Origin of the sequence: Polaribacter sp. (genome assembly GCF_051251875.1) — a bacterium.
In the GTDB taxonomy this organism is placed as follows: domain Bacteria; phylum Bacteroidota; class Bacteroidia; order Flavobacteriales; family Flavobacteriaceae; genus Polaribacter.
This window is the reverse complement of record NZ_JBPOGL010000047.1, coordinates 1-19787: the sequence shown is the minus strand read 5'-3', so window position 1 is coordinate 19787 and position 19787 is coordinate 1. Positions and strand designations below refer to the sequence as shown.

The window sequence follows — 19787 nt, the reverse complement described above, 5'->3', positions numbered from 1 at the left end:
TATTACTTTTACAAAAGAACAACCTATTCTGAATCAGTCAGCAGGGCTTCCGACCGATAGGGAGGATTCGTTCAACAACGTATATAAAAAATAGCGGTTTAATCGCTTAATCGAGAGAAAATGAGTAAATTAAAGGTCTGTTATAATCCGAAAATTTAGTGATAAAAGTCCGCTACTTTTCATATACAAACCCGTTAGGGAAAACATAAACTATGAAATTCTTAATCTTAATTTCAATATTTTTAAATTTAAAAGTAGCTCTGGTTGATTTCACTAAATTAATTGCGGAGTCTCCAACAATAATTAATGTAGAATGTTTAGAAATTAAGTCACAAGATAATACAAATAAAGAATCTTCTGTAAAATTCAAACTAATTAATTGTCTAAAAGGAGAATTAAAAAAATCTACAATTGAATTCGGGGATTCTGAAATTACAGGCTCAACAAGAGCTTCTTGTTTTGGAAAAGTTATTCTTAAAAGTATATTTAAAGAAAAAAAAACATATACTTTATTTTTAAATAAATCGGGGGAAATAATAGCTAAAACTACTGTAATTAATAACCTTGAAAAGTTGATAGAAATAACTAATAGTAAAGATAAAAAAGATAAATCCATTATAGTTAACGAAATTTTAAATTCCAAAAATCAACGACTAATTGAATTACTTGCTGAATTAGCATCTCACAAGGAATATAATTACACATTGAACAATCGAATTAGAGAGCACATTTTGCTTTCGATTATCAAAAAAGGATATAAAATACGTACAAATCCAATATATCTTTCAAATATATTTAGATATATGTGGTCATCTGAAAATCAAACATTTGAAAAATTATTATTACAAAAACTTAGTGACAAAAATCACAAAAGTAGAACTCAATTAATTTATTGGTCAAAACTAAGTACAAATCCGAAAGTTGATATAATATTAACTAGAATTATTAAATCTAAAGAAGAAACTGAAGAAATTAAAAAATGGAGTAAAATAGCTATAATGAACAGAAAATAAACTAACCCCAATAACTAAGTATTCGGCTCGCCGATAGGCCAGAGCTGAATATTGTGTTGACGAAGTTGGCAGAACATGTCTCTTATGGGGAAAACGATGTGTTTAAGGAAGGATGCTTTGGTAATCGATGGTAGTTTACATATTTAAGCTACGCTTATCGGTCTTTATTTGGAAGCTATTGTTTCTTTTTTCGGTAATACTTAATATAATTTCACTTTATAATGGCTTAAATTTTAAGTTTAGGCATTCAGAGGTCTGTCCGCGCTTGCAGATTGTTTTTTTAATTGACACTATATAATTTTTTATCTCTTAATAATACCCTCCAATTTTCGGGAGGACCACGATCGTTAAATAGTAGTATGGTATGTAGTTTTCCTTTTTTACAAACGGGACAACGACGGTGTAAAACAGGTTCAACTGTTTTAATACTCACTATCTTTTTACAAGTACCAGAAGTTCTTTTTTTTATGAGTACGGAGTTATAGATTGGCTTCCAATAAATAAAGTAAATAAAAACGGCAGTATTTCTTTTAAAATTGAAAATGATACTTACGAAAATATTACTTTATTTATGGAAGGTTTTTCTAATGATGGTACTTTTATTTATGAAACAAAACAGCTAAAGCTTTAATTGTTTTCATTGGCTTTTAAAACTATTTGTATGGTTTCCTTATTTACTTGGGTTAATAAAGAATTCCCTTTTTCTTCTATGCTTTCAATTGCTTTGTCATCAAAATGACGTACAGTAAATAAATCTACTCCTTTTTGAACTTCAATTTTAAACTGCGTTTTTAATTCCTCGTAAAATTCATTAAACTTGTTAAATTTGTTGTCTATACAAACAGAAAAACTAATGGCAGAATTTTGTATTAAATTTACTTTTAGTTGATAATCATGTAGTTTTTTAAATATATAACTGATATTATTTTCTACCATAAAAGAGAAATCTAAGGCAGAAATAGAAACTAAGATTTGATCTTTCTTTACAATAAAACAAGGAATATAAGGTACCAACCTTGTTCCTTTAGTAACACTAGTTCCTTTTTCCTTCGGATTTACAAAAGAGCGTACCAATAACGGAATTTCTTTTCTTTCTAAAGGTTGTAAGGTTTTTGGGTGAATTACAGAAGCTCCGTAAAATGCCATTTCTATGGCTTCTTCATAAGATATTTGTTCTAACAAAGTTGTGTCTGTAAAAACTCTTGGATCTGCATTTAAAACACCAGGCACGTCTTTCCAGATAGTAACGCTTTCTGCATCTAAACAGTAGGCAAAAATACCTGCGGTATAATCAGAACCTTCTCTACCTAAAGTAGTAGTGTTCTCTGTATCATTGGCAGCAATAAAACCTTGGGTAATATTTAGTTTTGATGCATCTAATTTGGTTGAGATAATTTCTTGTGTTAATTCCCAATCTACTTTTGCATCTCTATAATTGCTATCTGTTTTTATATAATTTCTTACATCAAACCAGGTGTTTTCAACGCCTATTTTGGTTAAATACGCGCTTACTATTTTGGTTGATAAAAGCTCTCCAAAACAAATAATTTGATCATATACATAATTATATCTCTGTGATGTGTTTCTTGCTAAAAACCAGCTTAATTCACCTAAAAGGATGTCTATTTCTTTGTAAATCTCATCTTCATCATCAAACAAGTTGCTCATTAAATTTTTATGATACTCTTCTATAATACCTAATTTTTCTGATAACGCATCAGTTTTATTATAGTAAGCCTCTATAACTTCTTCAAAAGCATTTGTAATTTTTCCCATGGCAGAAATGATCACCACGGTATTTTCAGTTCCTTCGCTTTGTAAAATCTGAGTTACATTTTTTACACTTGCTGCATCTTTTACAGATGCTCCTCCAAATTTAAAAATCTTCATTTTTAATTATTGATTTAAAATTGTTATCAGTTAAAATTATGTATCGCAACAAGTATGCGGAATAGCACTAAATAAGTGCCACTCGAACAGACATTGTACTTAACTATTTTGAATAAATGTTGCTAAATTTTCTTTGTTCATTTGTACTACAGACCAATCATTTAAATACGTTGCTCCTGTACTTTTATAAAAGTCTACTGCGTTGGTATTCCAATCTATTACTTCCCAAGCAACTCTGCTATACTTGTTATCATACGCATATTTTAAAACCGCTGTATACAAGGCTTTTCCTGCGCCAATTTTTTGTTTACTTTTTGTTACAATCAAATCTTCTAAATGAATAGAGCTACCTTTCCATGTAGAATAACGTTCGTAAAAAAGGGCTATACCTATAATTTTAGCGTCTTGTTCTGCAACAAAAACTTTAAACTTCGGACTTTCAGAAAATCCATCTTTTATCAAATCAGCTACTGTTATTTCTACAGCATCTGGTTCCTTTTCAAAAACGGCTAATTCTGTAATTAAATTAAACACAGATTGCATATCTTTTTTTTCTCCTAGTCTGATAATAAAACTCATGGTATTCAAATTTTTGTCAAAGATAGTTTTTTTGATATCTACCAAAAATATTTAAATATTTTACACAGTTATTTTTGATTTGTTTAAAAATTCTAAATTGTACTAAACATTATGCAGAAAAACAGATAGAAAAGGATAGTTGCTAGATAAAAAAATTCGATATTTGTTGAAAACCATACTTTTACGTACAATGACAGGAAAAAAACAAACTTTAGGCGAATTTATTATTGAAAATCAACATGCATTTAAATACAGTTCCGGAGAACTTTCAAGTCTTTTAAACTCAATTAGGTTAGCTGCAAAAGTGGTGAATCACGAAGTAAATAAGGCTGGTTTGGTAGACATTATTGGTGCAGCCGGAGATACTAATATTCAAGGTGAAGATCAACAAAAATTAGATGTTTATGCAAATGAAAAGTTTATTCAAACATTAACTAGAAGAAATATTGTTTGTGGAATTGCAAGTGAAGAAGAAGACAGTTTTATTTCGATTAATAGTATCGATGAAAACCATCAAAATAAATATATTGTTTTAATAGACCCTTTAGATGGTTCATCTAACATAGATGTAAATGTTTCTGTAGGAACTATTTTTTCTATTTATAGACGTGTTACTCCAACAGGAACTCCTGTTCAATTAAAAGATTTTTTACAAAAAGGTAGTGCACAAGTTGCTGCTGGTTATGTTGTTTACGGAACCTCAACAATGCTTGTTTATACAACAGGTGATGGAGTAAACGGTTTTACATTAAACCCAGCAATTGGTTCATTTTACTTGTCGCACCCAAATATGCAATTCCCAGAAGACGGTACCATGTATTCTGTGAACGAAGGAAATTATTTAGACTTTCCTTTAGGTGTTAAAAAGTACATAAAATACTGTCAGGAAGAAGAAGGAGACAGACCTTATACAAGTAGATATATTGGTTCTTTGGTTTCTGATTTTCATAGAAATATGATTAAAGGAGGAATTTATATGTATCCAAAAGGTTCTCGAAATCCGAACGGAAAATTACGTTTGTTATATGAATGCAATCCAATGGCTTTTATTGCAGAACAAGCCAATGGTAAATCTTCTGATGGGTACACAAGAACCATGGATGTAGAGCCAACAGAATTACACCAAAGAGTACCTTTTATTTGTGGTAGCAAAAATATGGTAAATCAATTAGAAGAATTTATGCAAATACACGGTGAATAAATCTTCTTTATACCTTAATAAATTATAGCAACATAAATTACTTGTAAAACCATTCATTTATGATTAGTTTTACAAACGAAATAATACTATAACTTTTAAAAAAATATAAAAATGGCTTTTCAATTACCAGAATTAGGTTATGCTTACGATGCGTTAGCACCAAATATTGATGCAAAAACTATGGAAATTCACCATACAAAACATCACCAAGGATATACAAACAATTTAAACAATGCAATTGCAGGTACAGATTTAGAAGGAAAATCTATAGAAGATATTCTTGCAAATTTAGATATGAGCAATGGCGCTGTAAGAAATAATGGAGGAGGTTTTTATAACCATTCATTATTCTGGACAGTATTAAACCCAAATGATAAAGGATATTTATCTGGAGATTTAAAAGATGCAATTGTTGCTACTTTTGGTTCTAAAGAAGCTTTTATTGAAGCTTTTTCTAAAGCTGCGGCTACACAATTTGGTTCTGGTTGGGCTTGGTTATGTGCGCATCCTGGAGGAAAAATTGAGATTTGTTCTACACCAAATCAAGACAATCCATTAATGCCAGGTGTTACTTGTGGCGGAACTCCTATTTTAGGATTGGATGTTTGGGAACATGCTTATTACTTAAACTACCAAAACAGAAGACCAGATTATATTAACGCGTTCTTTAACGTTGTAAACTGGAATGAAGTTGAAAAACGTTACGCAGCTGTAAAATAAAGTTACAGCTTATTCATAAAAAAAAAGCATCCAAATTTTGGATGCTTTTTTGTATCATCTCTTTTTCTATTCATTATTTCATTCTACTATTCCATATTGCATGGTACGCAGGGTTTGCTTTCTCTCCCCTTTTTAATTCTTCAAAGGCTAGGTTAAAAGCATTTATAAACTCATCACCTTTTATAATTTTGTAAACTGCATATTCTGGACCACCACCTAAAGCATTATATTTACCAGCTTCTTTTAACGATTTCGCTTTGGTTGAAAAATCCATTTCAAAATATTTTCCAGCCATTCTATAAGTTACATTTGGTACAATGCCTGCAATTTTTACCACTGGATTTAACCCCTGACTTTCTACATCAGAATCTAAATCTGTATCTCCTCCTTTTAATTCAATTATTACATCTTTTGTTCCATCAATAATAATATCTCCTCTTTTTTCCATACCATTAACAGAAATAAATTCTAAAGGAGCAGCTGGCTCAATTTCTACAGAAACAATATCTTCTGAAGAACTTGTTACTTCTATCTTTTTCGTTTCTCTTTGATCAGCACTAAAACCCTGAAAATAAGTTCCCTTGCCTGCTTTTTCTATTTTATTTCCATTTACCTTTTTATCTCCATCAGTATCTCCCAAACCAATACCTTCATAATTTAAAAAATATACAGATACTCTATCTCCGCAAGTTTCCCACCCAGGAATTTTTGTTGTAAAATCTAATTGACTTTTCGGAATTAAACTAGACGCATAATACACACCAAGTGCCACGTCTTTTAAGTCAGATTTTGGTTTAGCTTTTAATAAGCCTCCATAGTAACCTTTGAAATAAGTTTCATTGGTTTCAACTTATTTAAAAAGCTTTCTTTATATACATAACCACATTTGTAAACTTTTTGTTCTTTTTTCTTTAAAAAAGATTATGCATTTATTGATAGAAAGGCAAAAAGCATACATACTAGAACAATGTAATTTCTATTAGTTCTCATCTGTAATTTATTTTATCGCACTTATTTTAAGCTCTTCATGGCTAGTGTTTTCTTATCAGATTTGTAAAAAAACTTTCCTTTATTGTGATTTATAGCATATAGCGGATCTCTATCTCCAATAACTATTTTTTCAACAATTTTACCTGTTTTTTTATTCACTTTGGCAATACCAAAACCTTTTGCATCAGCATCTTTAAACTTTGTACTAATATACATAAGGTCTCCATTTTTTTCAGAAGCCGAGCCGCCAGATTTCATAACAGCCGGAGAATAACTATGATATGTATAGGAAGAGCCAGATGTTGAATTTCTAGAATTTATATTTTGACTATTTACAGTAGCGGCAGCTGCAACAGCCGCTAAAACTATATTTTGTGTAATAGCTAAAAGACTAGAACCAGGAGCTTTTAAATATGTATGATGAATTTTCTCTCCTGTATTTTTATTAAATGCTGCCACGTTTTGAGAAGCTGATAGAATTATTAAATCATCTATAATTTCTAAATTATCGAAACTCTCTTTTCCAGAAAACTTAATCTTTTCTGTAAGAACTTTTGTACTTTTATTAGCAACATCAACTTTTATAATACTTCCTTTAGAAATTGCAAAAAAGTCGTTCTTATCTTTTAACAAAATACTTTCTACGGCATTTTTTATTTTAATTGGTTTTTTCCAAACTAAATTTCCTGAAGATTTATCTACTAATTGAAGCCCTTTTGGCGTTAAAACTAAAACACCATCCTTTGTAACATACATATTTAATACCTTACCTGTTTTACCTCCTTTTTTTGGATTCCATTTTGCTGCACCTGTTTTCACATCTATAGCCACCAATTGATTTATATATGGAAAATATAAGGTATTGGATTCTTCGTCTAATTTCATTGCAGCAAATCCATTAGAAAGCGTACTTGCTTTTGCTCCTTTTACTTTTTTAAATGGTTTCCAATCGAACCTCCAAATATCTTTACCTGTAGATAAATCTACATTTGCCAAATGAGTTAAATTTAAATGAACAATAGCACTATTCCTACCGGTATACAAAAGCGGTTGTGCCCCGCTAAAGTTCCATGTTAAACTAGTCACCTTATTAACCGCAATATCTCTGGTAATATCTTTTCTTCCCCAGCCATATTGCAGAGTATTGGTTCCCAAATCCCAAGTATTTATACCTCTAGTGCCTTTTATTGTCCATAATTGATTTGTTCCATGTAATACTCTTACTCCAATAATATTATCTCCTTTATTACCAGAATTTGCGTATTCCTTGCCAGTATAAGCATTTAAGACCCTATTTCTAGAAAACATTCCTTTATCACTTATAAATACCAATTCTGTACCAGATAAGATTTGAACTCTTTCTGCTTCTACTTTTCGTAGTTTTTTATTCTCCCAAAGTATTTTTCCTTGATCATTAACCCCATAGAGCGCAGCATCTGTTCCAACAATTGCAATTCCAGCATCAGACATTTTTACCAGGTTAATTTTTCCGGGTAGCTCTTTAGACCAATCTTGAGCCATACTAACATTTATATAAAAGGCAAATACCATTACTAATAAAATAGATTTTTTCATTTTGTTTAATTTTTAGATATTAAATAACAGCGTCCATAGCTCAATTGTTAATTCATCCTAAAAAAGAATGTGAGTAGGACACTGTTAAGTGAATATTTTTTTATTTTTTAGTTTTGATGAATTAACATTTCAAAAATACGAATGATAACAAGTGAAGAAAATGGAGTATTTTACGTATTTAACTACGGTATTTACCCTAAATTTATGAAGTAAGCCCGTTTTGAAAGGCAAAACGTATCAAAGAGGCAACATTATGAATGTCTAATTTTCTCATAATATTAGTTCTATGTGAATCTACTGTTCTTGGGCTTATAAATAGTTTTTCTCCAACCTGCCCATTAGTTAATCCTTGAGAAATATATTTTATAATTTCTAATTCTCTTGCTGTTAACTCTTTTAAAAGTGGCGATTTTTTAGAATATTGATGAAAAGAGTTTGGTTTGTCATCTGAAATTAAAGCTTTTGTAACATCTGCATTAAAATATTCTTTGCCATTATGAATTTTATCAATAGCTAACAAAAGCTCATCACTAGGTATTGTTTTTAGCATGTAGCCTTTAACACCAATAGTAATTAGGTTTTTTATAATTGATGGTTCTTGATACATTGAAAGCATTGCCACCTTAACATGTTTGTGGTTTTTTAAAATTTCTTTTGCACATTCTATACCATCTAAAACAGGCATATTAATATCTAATAAAGCAACATCTACCAAGTGTTTTTCTATAAATGTGATGGCTTCTTCTCCATTATTTACAATGGCAACTACTTTAAAATCATCTAAATTTTCAAATGTATTTTTAATTCCTTCTGCAATTAAAGGATGATCATCGGCAATCAAAATTTTAATAGGCATTTATAGTGGAATTTTTATTGTTACTAAAGTACCACTTTTAGGACTTGGTTCAAAATTAACATCTCCTTTTACCAAATCTAATCTACTAGAGATGTTTAATAAACCAATTCCTTTTTTATTTTTTTGCGAAGAAAAACCAACACCATTATCTTCTACAATTAAAATAACTGTATTGTTGGTGTTATAAAGCTGAACACTAACTTCATTTGCCTTACTGTGTTTAATGATATTATTTATAAGTTCTTGTGTAATTCTATATATTGTTACTTCAATTTTTTGAGGTAATCTTTTTTCAATATTAAAATGTTCTAAACTATATTTTATGTTTACAAGTGATAAACTACCATCTAGTAAATCTTGTAATGCGGGGATAATTCCTAACTCTTTTAAAGCTCTTGGCATCATTTGATGTGAAATATTTCTTAATTCTTGATTAGAATTTTCTAAACTTTCTAACAACTCTTGAGGTTCTTTTTCATCAATTAAATTCTTTTTAGAAAACAAATTTCTAGATTTTAAAATAACGCTGCCTATTTGTTGTACCACTCCATCATGTAATTCCCTTGCTATTTTACTTCGTTCTTCTTCTTGTGCTTCAATAATGGCTTTAAAACCTTGTTCTTTTTGTTCTAAAATTTCTTCTTGATTTTTTCTTTTATTTCTTTGATTGATAGCAAAAAACAACAGAACGGCAAGTACAAAAACACCAACTAAAATATAAATCCAATATTTAGTTTTTGATAATTTAAGTTCAGTTTCAGCTTTTTCTGTTCTCGTACGTAATAGTTCTTTTTCTTTTTTCTCTGATTGATATTTCGTTTCAAGTTCTAAAATTGATTTTGTTTTATTTTTCTCAAATACCGAATCTTTTTTATTATCATATTCTTTTAAATATTTAAAAGCTTCCTTAAATCGATTTTGTTTAAAACTTACTTTAGAAAGTTTTAATAAAGCTCTTAATTCTTTTTCTTTATAATCATTTTCTTTGATAATTTTTAAAGCTTCTTTTAATTGAAGTAAACATTTAAGAAACTCATTTTTTTGATAAAATGTATCTGCCAAATTAATTTTGGCGTCGGCTAATTCAAATAAGTTGTTTTCTTTTTGAAATTTTTTAATGATATCTAAAAACAGTATTATAGCTTCATTATACTTTTTTAATCCTGTTTTAGCAATGGCAATATTATGTGTCATATAAGGTACATACCTTAAATAACCTAAACTTTTAAAACCACTTGCCGCTTTACTAGAGTACTCTATAGCTTTATAATAATCTTTAAGTTCTAAATAAATACTAGATATATTACTTATGGTTATAATTTCTCCAACTTTGTTTTCATTTTTTGTGTAAGATTCAATGGCCTTATGATAGAAATTTAATGATTTTTGATATTCTTTTTGCTTTTTATAAACAATACCAATATTTACATAAACAAGACATAACCTATCATAAGTAGCGTTTGACTTTTCATAAATATCTAATGCTTTAAAATAGTTTTTTAAAGATTTTAAATATTCACCTTTCTTATCATAAATAATTCCAAAGTTATTATAGGTATTTGCAATTCCAATACTATCATTATTTTTAACTTTTAGAGTTAAGCTTTCTTTATGAAAAATTAAGGCACTGTCTAGTTCTGATTTTCCTTCATAGACCGTGGCTAAAGTGTTGTAAACTAATGCAGTTAACTTGTCGTGCTTAAGGTTTTTAGCCATTAAAACCGAACGTTTAGAATATTTTAAGGCACTATCAATGTTTATTGCTTTGTATTGCCAAGAAATTTCTTCTAAAGTTTGTATTAAAGTTGTATCATTCTTTTCTTTTAAACTAATTTTTAAACTATCAATAATTCTTATATTATTTTGTGCATAAAAATTAATGAATTGTAAAAACATGAATATAGTTAAAAAAGCTTTTTTCATTGTTTTGGTTTGTTAATTTAGCAAATATGAAAAAAAAAATTCGTTTTTATAAAACTTAATCTGCTAAAAACTAACACATAGCAAAAAAGCATCCAAATTTTGGATGCTTTTTTTTTCTCTTATAAAAATTTTATATTTCTTTAATAAGCTCTTTTTGTATTGCCTTCATAGAAGTTTATAAACGCTTGATTTACTACTCTTCTACCTCCTGGTGTAGGGTAATCTCCGGTAAAATACCAATCACCTAAATTATTCGGACATGCTTTGTGCAAACCTTCTATAGATTGATAAATAACTTCAACTTCCGCCTTAATATCTTCCGTTTTTAACATATTTGCAATTTTACTAGAAATCTCTTCAGCTTTAAAAGGATTATAGATTCCTTTTACATAGTTTACAATTTCTGCATCGGTTTTAGATTGTTGTTCTTTACATTTTTTGTAAACTTCATCTACAATATAATATTGATTGGTATCTTTTAACAATTCTAAGGCTGCTTTAAAAGCAATAAAATCTTCTATTCTTGCCATGTCAATTCCGTAACAATCTGGATATCTTATTTGTGGAGCAGAAGAAACTACTACTATTTTTTTAGGACTTAATCTGTCTAAAATTCTAATAATACTTTTCTTTAAAGTAGTACCTCTAACAATACTATCATCAATAATAACCAGGTTATCCGTAGCTTTTACAACACCATACGTGATGTCATAAACGTGTTCTACCAAATCATCTCTACTGCTATCATCTGCAATAAAAGTTCTTAATTTTGCATCTTTAATAGCTATTTTTTCAAATCGAGGTCTTTCTGATAGAATTTCTGTAACTCTTTTTGCAGATAGTTTTCCGCTTCCTGATAAAATTTTTGCTGTTTTTTGTCGATTTAATAAATCTTCGGCTGCTTCTGTCATTCCATAAAATGAAGTCTCTGCGGTGTTAGGAATAAAAGAAAAAACCGTATTAGAAATATCACTATCTATAGATTTTAAAATTTTAGGAAATACATTTTTACCTAAATTTTTACGTTCTTGATAAATAGAAGCATCACTACCTCTAGAAAAATAAATACGTTCAAAAGAACAGGCTTTATTTTCTTTTGGTTCTAATACTTTTTTTATTGATGTTAATCCGCTTTTTTTAATAATTAACGCATGACCTCTTTCTAATTCTTGTACTTCATCAATTTTTATATTAAAAACAGTTTGTATTACGGGTCTTTCTGAAGCTACTACAACTACCTCTTCATCTTCATAAAAATAGGTAGGTCTTATTCCGTTAGGATCTCTTAAAACAAAAGCGTCTCCATGACCTAATAAACCAGCCATTGCATAGCCTCCGTCCCAATTTTTAGAAGATCTTTTTAGTACTTTTTTTATACTTAAATTCTCTTCAATATAAGGAGATGCATTTTTTTTATTAAAACCTTTTTTCTTTGCTTTTAGGTATAATTTGGCAACTTCATCTTCTAAGAAATGACCAATTTTTTCCATGACAGTTACCGTGTCTGTAAACTCTTTTGGGTGTTGGCCCAACTCTACTAATTCTTCTAACATTTGTTTAGAATTAGTCATGTTAAAGTTACCCGCAACTATTAAATTTTGATGTTTCCAATTGCTTTGGCGTAAAAACGGATGCACACTTTCTATGCTATTTTTACCAAAAGTTCCATAACGTACATGACCTAAAAATAAATTACCAACATAGGGCATGTTTTTTTCTTGCCAAGCAACATCGTCCTTTTTATCTGGGTTTTGCTCTAAAACACTATTTAAACGCTTGTTAATCTGAGCAAAAACATCTTGTATTGGTTGTGCTTGGTTAGAGCGAACTCTACTAATATATCTAGCACCTGGTTCAATATTAAATTTTATACTAGCAAAACCTGCACCGTCTTGGCCACGATTGTGCTGCTTTTCCATTAATAAATACATTTTATTAATTCCGTAAAAAGCAGAACCGTATTTGTCTTTGTAAAACTGTAAAGGTTTCTTTAATCGAACTAGTGCAATTCCACATTCGTGTTTTATAGCGTCGCTCATGGGTGTTTTGTTAGTTATTATGTGTTGTTAATATTAATATTTTCATACCCTAAATTTTTCCACTTTTTATAAAAGAAAACTTTGTTTTCAGTCTTAAAAAGAAGGATTCAAAATAGTAATATGAAATTGATGATACAATTATTGTTCCAATCAAAATTAGGGAATAAATAAACCAATTTGAATGGATGTTATATTTAGCGGATAGTTTTAAAACCAAAATTAGAATCACAAAATGATACATATAAATTCCGTAAGAAATTCTGCCCAAGTAATTAAGGACATTCCACTCTAAAACCGTGCTTAATTTTTTATTTGCGGCTAAGTTTATAATTAATATAGCAAACAAAAAAGAATAAAATAGATAATGAAAAAACGGAATTTTTACCGCTGATAAAAGACAGAAAATGGTAATTATTGTTGTAAGGTAAAATACTTTAAGATTTACAATATATTTTAATAAGACACTTTTCTTGAATTTTTTTAATAAATCAGACCATGATAAAGAAGATTGTTTTTCTGAAAGTAATAAGGATGTAATTAAAAAACCACTGAATACAAAAAACAGCATGACCCCTAATTTACCAATAATTCTTGCAAATTCTGAGATTTGAAGATCGTCAATTTTGTAGAATAATTTTAATTGCTCTACAGGGTTTATAATGACAAAACAGGCCGCAATAAATCGTAATCCATTAAGATCTGGAAAATACAATTTAAGATTGCTATCTGTTGTCATTAATTTAATTACTTCAATTTTATATCAAACTGGGTTAATTCCTTAAAAGCATGTAATCGTTCTGTAACTTCTTCTTTTGTTAAAGATTGCATTCTTTCTGTTCCAAATTTCTCTACACAAAAAGAAGCTAAATTAGAGCCATAAATAATAGCGTTTTTCATGTTATCAAAAGAAATATCTTCTGTTTTTGCTAAATATCCACAAAAACCACCTGCAAAAGTATCTCCTGCTCCTGTAGGGTCAAAAACTTCTGCTAAAGGCAAAGCTGGTGCGTAAAACATATTTCCATTATTAAACAATAATGCGCCATGTTCTCCTTTTTTTATCACCACATATTCTGGACCCATTTCATGAATTTTATTTGCTGCATTTACCAAAGAGTATTCACCAGATAATTGTCTAGCTTCTTCATCATTAATAGTAATAACGTCTACTCTTTTTAAAACAGTATGTAAATCTTCTAAAGCAATGTCCATCCAAAAATTCATAGTATCTAAAACTACTAATTTTGGTCTTTCAGACATTTGATCTAAAACAGATGCTTGTGTTAAAGGGTGCAAATTACCTAACATTACAATACCAGCATCTTTAAAAGCTTCTGGTACAACGGGTGTAAAAGTTTCTAATACGTTTAATTCTGTAATTAAAGTATCTCTAGAATTCATATCATTATGATATTTTCCACTCCAGAAAAATGTTTTTCCTTCTTTTACAATTTCAATACCATCAGTATTAATACCTTTAGAATGCATCATGTCTAAATGCGATTGAGGAAAATCTCCTCCAACTACAGAAACAACACCTGTTTTTACTCCAAACTGACTTGCAGCCAAACCTACAAAAGTTCCGGAACCTCCTAAAATTTTATCTGTTTTTCCAAAAGGTGTTTCAATTGCATCAAAAGCAACAGTACCAACTGCTAGTAATTTACTCATATTATTATTTTGTTTTTCCTGCAGAGACAAGAATCTATAATTAATTTCGGTCGTTTATATTGATATTCCTGCCTTGACAAGAATGACAATCTAAATTTAATCCGTATTTTTGCATTTTTACAAAAGGTATCTACGAAACCGCAAAAATAAGTTTTAAAAATGACTATCAAAGAAATACAAGAAGAAATTATTGATGAGTTTTCTATGTTTGATGATTGGATGGAACGTTATGAATACATGATAGAATTGGGTAAATCTTTACCAATTATTGATGACAAGCATAAATTAGAAGAAAATTTAATAAAAGGTTGCCAGTCTAAAGTTTGGTTATATTCTGAGTTAAATGCAGATAAAATAACGTTTACAGCAGATAGTGATGCTATTATAACCAAAGGTATTGTGGCATTATTATTACGAGTTTTTTCTGATCAAAAACCAATGGATATATTAAACGCAGATACAGATTTTATTGATGAAATTGGTTTAAAAGAACATTTATCGCCAACAAGAGCTAATGGGTTAATTTCTATGATCAAACAAATAAAAATGTATGCAATTGCGCAACAAAGTAAATTAGTGAATTAAGACAACAACAAATGACAGATAAAGAATTAGAAGAAATAGGAGATAAAATTGTAAATGTTTTAAAAACAATTTACGACCCAGAAATCCCTGTAGATATATATGAGTTAGGATTAATATATGATGTTTTTGTTTCAGAAGAAATGAATGCAAAAATATTAATGACTTTAACTTCGCCAAATTGCCCAGTGGCAGAATCTTTACCGGTAGATGTTGAAGAAAAAGTAAAAACTTTGAAAGAAATAAACAACTGCGAAGTAGAAATTACTTTTGATCCTACTTGGACATCAGAAATGATGAGCGAAGAAGCGAAGTTGGAGTTAGGAATGCTGTAAAAAGCTATGAATATTGAGTTTTGAATGATGAGTTAAAAAAGTGTAAACTTTGAAACTTTGAAACTTTGAAACTTTGAAACTTAAAAAATGGAAGAAGAGATTATAAATAGAGTTGCCAATAGCAAATTAAAAACATTTGATTTAGAGGAGATTTACCCCGAAGGAGAACGTGTTTTGTTTGATATAAAGGATTGGTTATTTGAAGAAATCATTCTAAAAGAAAAAGATTTTAGAGAAGCTGTTTTAAAACATGATTGGTCTAAATACCAAAACTCATTTGTAGCCGTTACTTGTTCTGTAGATGCTATTGTTCCTTCGTGGGCGTTTATGTTGGTGGCATCAGAATTAACACCTTTTGCCAATAAAGTGGTTGTTGGAAATTTAGAATTATTAGAGACTGTAATTTATCAAGAATTAATTGGCTTTTTAGATTTTAAAAGTTTTGAAAATTTGCCAGTAATTATAAAAGGGTGTTCAGAAAAGCCAATACCAGCATCTGCTTTTGCTTTTTTAATTGCAAAATTACAGCCAATTGCAAGATCTATATTGTTTGGAGAAGCTTGCTCTACGGTGCCGCTTTATAAAATGAAAAAATAATATTTATAATGAAAAAAATTATAACCCTATTTTTTATCCTTGTAAGTCTTACCCTGTTTAGTCAAAAAAAGAAAAAAGATAGCATTCCTAAATGGAAAGTAAATGGCAAAATGGCATTTTTGTTTAATCAATCTTCATTTTCTAACTGGGTTTCTGGTGGTGAAAACACAATAGCAGGAAACATTAATGTGAATTATGATTTTAATTATCGTCTTAAAAACGTTAATTGGGATAGTAGAATTATTAGTTCTTATGGTTTAAGTCATTTAAGTGAAAAAGGTTTGCGCAAAACAAGCGATAGGTTTGAGTTAAATTCACTTTTAGGGATTAAGTCTCAAAAATTATGGTTTTTTTCTTTTTTCACAAATTTTAAAACACAATTTAGTACTGGTTATAACTACAAAAAAGATCCAAAAGTAGAAGTCTCAGATCTTTTTTCGCCTGCATATTTAAGTTTTGGACCGGGAATGTTATGGAAAAAATCTAATTTCCTTCACTTTAATATTGCACCAGCAACTTCTAGATTTACTTTTGTAAACGATGATTTTACTGGTAAATTTGGTGTAGAAGAAGGAGATAATACGGCCTTTGGTTTGGGGTTTAACTTTTCTCTTTTTTCTAAATTTGAAGCAATGGAAAATGTTCAAATAGAAAACATCTTGGCTGTTTATTCTGATTATTTAGATAACCCAGAAAATATAGATATAGATTATAGAACAAATATGTTATTTAAAGTAAATGAATTTATATCTATGAATATTACGCTACACACTATTATTGATGATAGTGCTTCTAGTAAAATTCAATTTAGCCAATTATTTGGTTTGGGATTCAATTATAATTTTCACGAAAAAGTGACTTATTAATAAAAATTTGGTCTAATAAAAAAAGTGTAGTTTTGCACGCTTAAATAATAAAAATTTAAAAAATGAGAAAATTATCCATCTTAATTTTATTTGTAAGTATTGGTTTTTCAGTCAATGCACAAACTGTAGAAGAGTTAAAATCAGCTTTAACTTCTAAAAATGATTCTATTGCTAAACTGAAAGGAGAAGCAGCAGCGTTAAAAACTAAAATAGCATCTTTTCCAGGTTGGAAATATGGCGCTTTTGGTACCATTGGTTTAAATTTATCTAGTTTTAATAACTGGTATGCTAAATCTTCACCAGATAATAATGCTGGTACTATTGCAATTATTGGTAATGGATATGCAAATTTAGATAGAGAAAAATTCTTTTGGAGAAATGCTTTAAATGTAAATATTTCTTGGGTAAAAAATGACACTAATAAAACCTCTACTGCAGATGATGATTTTGAAACTGCCAATGATGTTTTTACGTTAAGTTCTTTATACGGATATAAATTGTCTGATAAATTAGCGCTTTCTACTTTAGGAGAATACAGAACTACTATTATAGATAATTTTAATGACCCAGGTTATTTAGATCTTGGGGTTGGTTTAACATGGACTCCAATAAAAAATTTAGTTGTAGTGGTACATCCTTTAAACTACAATTTTGTATTTGCTAGTGGTAACTCAGATTATACATCTTCTTTAGGAGCAAAAATATTTGCAGACTATACAAGACAAATTGGCGCTGTTAATTTTAAATCTAACCTTTCTGCTTTTCAAAGCTATAAAAGTGGAGATTTATCTAACTGGACCTGGACAAACTCTTTTGGGTATACATTATGGAAAGGTATTGGTTTAGGATTTGAATTTGGTTTGCGTAAAAACAAACAAGAAGCATTAAACAATGCTCAACTTACAAATGCATTAGAAACTTTTAATACAGTTGATAATAAATTACAATCTTATTGGTTGTTTGGTGTTAATTATGCCTTTTAATTAAAACACAACTTATTTTTATAAATCCTCAAGAAGAAATTCTTGAGGTTTTTTTATTTTACCTATTTTTGCCACTAAATATTTATTGATGACCTTATTAATAATTTTCGCAACTATTTCTATTTTCTTTTCCTTTATATGCTCTATTTTAGAAGCTGTGCTATTAAGTTTAACGCCAACGTTTATCAACTTAAAAAAAAGCGAAGGACATGAATACGCAGCTACATTAGAAAACTTTAAAAAAGATGTAGACAAACCCTTAATAGCTATTTTAACTATTAATACAATTGCACATACTGTTGGTGCTATATTAGTGGGAGTACAGGCAAAAGTAGCCTATGCAGAAATGTACGGTACTTCTGTTAAAACCATACTTGGAATTAAAATAACAGAAGATGTAATGGTAGGTGTTGTTTCTACAATTATGACCATTTTAATTTTAGTAGCATCAGAAATTATACCAAAAACTATTGGTGCTACCTATTGGAGAAATTTAGCAAATTTTACTTCTAAAGCATTAAATGTGATGATTTTTCCGTTGAAATACACGGGTATTTTGTGGGTGCTACAACTTACTACAAAATTAATTGGAGGCAAAGGCCACGGAAGCGTTTTAAGTAGAGAAGGTTTCTTGGTGATGGCAGATATGGCGGAAAAAGAAGGGGTTTTTCAAAAAGATGAAAGTAAAGTAATTAGAAATTTATTAGGTTTTAAACAGATAAAAGTAAAAGATGTAATGACACCTAGATCTGTATTAGAAATTGCTGATGAAACTCAAACTATAAACGATTTTTATACAGAACATAAAAAATTGTCTTTTTCTAGAATTCCTGTGTTTTCTGAAAATCCAGACAATATTAAAGGATATTTCTTAAAAGATAATTTATTAGAAGCTATTATTAATGGTGATGGAGATGCCACTTTAGCAACTATTAAAAGAGATATTGTAATAACAGAAAGAGACTTATCAATACCAGATTTGTTTGATAAATTAATTAAAGTAAAAGAACATATTGCTTTGGTTGTTGATGAATATGGTTCTGTAAGCGGTTTAGTTTCTCAAGAAGATGTGATAGAAACTTTATTAGGCTTAGAGATTATGGACGAAAGCGATAACGTTGCAGATTTACAGCAACATGCCAAAAAAACTTGGGAAAAACGTTCGAAGGACATGAATACAGAACAATAGTATTCTTTAAGTATTAGTAAAAAGTTTAGAAAAATAAACTACAGAGGTATTCGTTAATAGCGTTTCTAAAAATTAGAGCTATCATTTTTATTTTCAGAAGGATGTATATGAGTTTGAGGATCATCAACCTTAAACTGAAAAAATATTTTTTCGGAATTATGAAAAGCTTTGAACACTATTTTTTTGATACGTTCTTGTTTCCATGGAGATGAAAAATCAACCAAAGAATTGGCCTCTTTCCAGATGGTATTTGTTCCATCGTCTGAAATTATAATATCTTTTTTAGTTTTTTATTTTACGGAGTAGATATTCAATTTATAAATAGGCACTTTCAGAAGTAAATAAGTACTTATATATCAATTAAATAAGTAGTATTTTAGATAAAATCAAACCCCGAAAACGAGCCGAATACTCAAAAAACGGGGTTTTAATTTAACATCTATGTCTAAAATACGAAGAATTTCCGAATTTCAGCACGAATTTTCATTTTTAAGTGCTAGTGAAAACTTTCAACTTTATTTTAATCAATTTTTTTGTGAATTGGATGTATTAGAAAAATAATATGCTATAGAAATGTCCTCTAATTATGATAAACGAAGGGCTGTTATAAAAAAAATACGCACAACAAACACTGCTTTTTACAAAAGACGAAAAACCTAAAAACAAAATTGTAAGTATTGATAAAGAGTACCTTCGACCAGTTGTAAGAGGAAAAGAAATCAAAGCAGTAGAATTTGGAGCAAAAGTAAACAAGCTTCAAATAGACGGAATCAATTTT

Annotated in this window: 18 protein-coding genes and 1 pseudogene; 9 read left to right on the top strand and 10 right to left on the bottom strand. The window is 29.2% G+C overall.

Annotated features, from left to right (window positions below; translation table 11 throughout):
- Positions 1-212 precede the first annotated feature (212 nt).
- The gene (locus ACSHW5_RS15675) at positions 213-1013 is read left to right on the top strand and encodes a hypothetical protein (protein WP_435677093.1); all 801 of its coding nucleotides are present in this window, start codon (positions 213-215) and stop codon (positions 1011-1013) included.
- A gap of 280 nt (positions 1014-1293) precedes the next feature.
- Here the strand turns inward: ACSHW5_RS15675 and ACSHW5_RS15670 are convergent.
- The 3 genes and pseudogenes from ACSHW5_RS15670 to ACSHW5_RS15660 form a co-directional block, all read right to left on the bottom strand.
- Positions 1294-1452, bottom strand: a pseudogene (locus tag ACSHW5_RS15670) (IS91 family transposase); the annotation flags it as partial.
- Between the two features lie 188 nt (positions 1453-1640).
- Complete coding sequence (locus tag ACSHW5_RS15665; RefSeq protein WP_435677092.1) at positions 1641-2903, bottom strand: aspartate kinase; 1263 nt, start codon at positions 2901-2903, stop codon at positions 1641-1643.
- Positions 2904-3002: 99 nt separating this feature from the next.
- Positions 3003-3482, bottom strand: a complete 480-nt coding sequence (locus ACSHW5_RS15660) for an N-acetyltransferase family protein (protein WP_435677091.1) — start codon at positions 3480-3482, stop codon at positions 3003-3005.
- Between the two features lie 190 nt (positions 3483-3672).
- Here ACSHW5_RS15660 and fbp point away from each other — a divergent pair, with 190 nt between their 5' ends.
- Both fbp and ACSHW5_RS15650 read left to right on the top strand, forming a co-directional pair.
- Positions 3673-4683 carry a class 1 fructose-bisphosphatase gene (fbp, locus tag ACSHW5_RS15655; RefSeq protein ID WP_435677094.1) on the top strand — a complete coding sequence of 337 codons (1011 nt, stop codon included), beginning with the start codon at positions 3673-3675 and terminating at the stop codon, positions 4681-4683.
- A 111-nt stretch (positions 4684-4794) separates the two neighbouring features.
- Positions 4795-5403, top strand: coding sequence for a superoxide dismutase (locus ACSHW5_RS15650; protein ID WP_435677090.1), 609 nt, complete (start codon positions 4795-4797; stop codon positions 5401-5403).
- Between the two features lie 73 nt (positions 5404-5476).
- Here ACSHW5_RS15650 and ACSHW5_RS15645 read toward each other — a convergent pair whose 3' ends face one another.
- The 7 genes from ACSHW5_RS15645 to ACSHW5_RS15615 all read right to left on the bottom strand — a co-directional run bounded on the left by ACSHW5_RS15645 (position 5477) and on the right by ACSHW5_RS15615 (position 14457).
- Positions 5477-6175, bottom strand: a complete 699-nt coding sequence (locus ACSHW5_RS15645; protein ID WP_435677089.1) for a hypothetical protein — start codon at positions 6173-6175, stop codon at positions 5477-5479.
- A gap of 239 nt (positions 6176-6414) precedes the next feature.
- The gene (locus tag ACSHW5_RS15640) at positions 6415-7968 is read right to left on the bottom strand and encodes a PQQ-binding-like beta-propeller repeat protein (RefSeq protein ID WP_435677088.1); all 1554 of its coding nucleotides are present in this window, start codon (positions 7966-7968) and stop codon (positions 6415-6417) included.
- A 202-nt stretch (positions 7969-8170) separates the two neighbouring features.
- The gene (locus tag ACSHW5_RS15635) at positions 8171-8824 is read right to left on the bottom strand and encodes a response regulator transcription factor (protein ID WP_435677087.1); all 654 of its coding nucleotides are present in this window, start codon (positions 8822-8824) and stop codon (positions 8171-8173) included.
- Complete coding sequence (locus ACSHW5_RS15630; RefSeq protein WP_435677086.1) at positions 8825-10747, bottom strand: tetratricopeptide repeat-containing sensor histidine kinase; 1923 nt, start codon at positions 10745-10747, stop codon at positions 8825-8827.
- A gap of 140 nt (positions 10748-10887) precedes the next feature.
- Positions 10888-12786, bottom strand: a complete 1899-nt coding sequence (locus tag ACSHW5_RS15625; RefSeq protein ID WP_435677085.1) for an amidophosphoribosyltransferase — start codon at positions 12784-12786, stop codon at positions 10888-10890.
- 49 nt (positions 12787-12835) lie between these two features.
- Positions 12836-13522, bottom strand: a complete 687-nt coding sequence (locus ACSHW5_RS15620; protein ID WP_435677084.1) for an acyltransferase family protein — start codon at positions 13520-13522, stop codon at positions 12836-12838.
- Positions 13523-13530: 8 nt separating this feature from the next.
- Positions 13531-14457 carry a PfkB family carbohydrate kinase gene (locus tag ACSHW5_RS15615; RefSeq protein ID WP_435677083.1) on the bottom strand — a complete coding sequence of 309 codons (927 nt, stop codon included), beginning with the start codon at positions 14455-14457 and terminating at the stop codon, positions 13531-13533.
- A 159-nt stretch (positions 14458-14616) separates the two neighbouring features.
- Between ACSHW5_RS15615 and ACSHW5_RS15610 the strand changes: the two genes are divergently transcribed.
- The 6 genes from ACSHW5_RS15610 to ACSHW5_RS15585 all read left to right on the top strand — a co-directional run bounded on the left by ACSHW5_RS15610 (position 14617) and on the right by ACSHW5_RS15585 (position 19009).
- Positions 14617-15042, top strand: a complete 426-nt coding sequence (locus ACSHW5_RS15610; RefSeq protein WP_435677082.1) for a SufE family protein — start codon at positions 14617-14619, stop codon at positions 15040-15042.
- 11 nt (positions 15043-15053) lie between these two features.
- A complete protein-coding gene (locus tag ACSHW5_RS15605) occupies positions 15054-15374 on the top strand; it encodes an iron-sulfur cluster assembly protein (protein WP_435677081.1) in 321 nt (106 codons plus the stop codon).
- An 87-nt stretch (positions 15375-15461) separates the two neighbouring features.
- Positions 15462-15971 carry a DUF2480 family protein gene (locus ACSHW5_RS15600; RefSeq protein WP_435677080.1) on the top strand — a complete coding sequence of 170 codons (510 nt, stop codon included), beginning with the start codon at positions 15462-15464 and terminating at the stop codon, positions 15969-15971.
- Between the two features lie 8 nt (positions 15972-15979).
- Positions 15980-16837, top strand: a complete 858-nt coding sequence (locus ACSHW5_RS15595) for a DUF3078 domain-containing protein (RefSeq protein WP_435677079.1) — start codon at positions 15980-15982, stop codon at positions 16835-16837.
- Positions 16838-16899: 62 nt separating this feature from the next.
- Positions 16900-17820: a DUF3078 domain-containing protein gene (locus ACSHW5_RS15590; RefSeq protein WP_435677078.1), complete on the top strand. Its 921-nt coding sequence runs from the start codon at positions 16900-16902 to the stop codon at positions 17818-17820.
- 88 nt (positions 17821-17908) lie between these two features.
- Positions 17909-19009 carry a CNNM domain-containing protein gene (locus ACSHW5_RS15585; RefSeq protein ID WP_435677077.1) on the top strand — a complete coding sequence of 367 codons (1101 nt, stop codon included), beginning with the start codon at positions 17909-17911 and terminating at the stop codon, positions 19007-19009.
- Positions 19010-19787 lie beyond the last annotated feature (778 nt).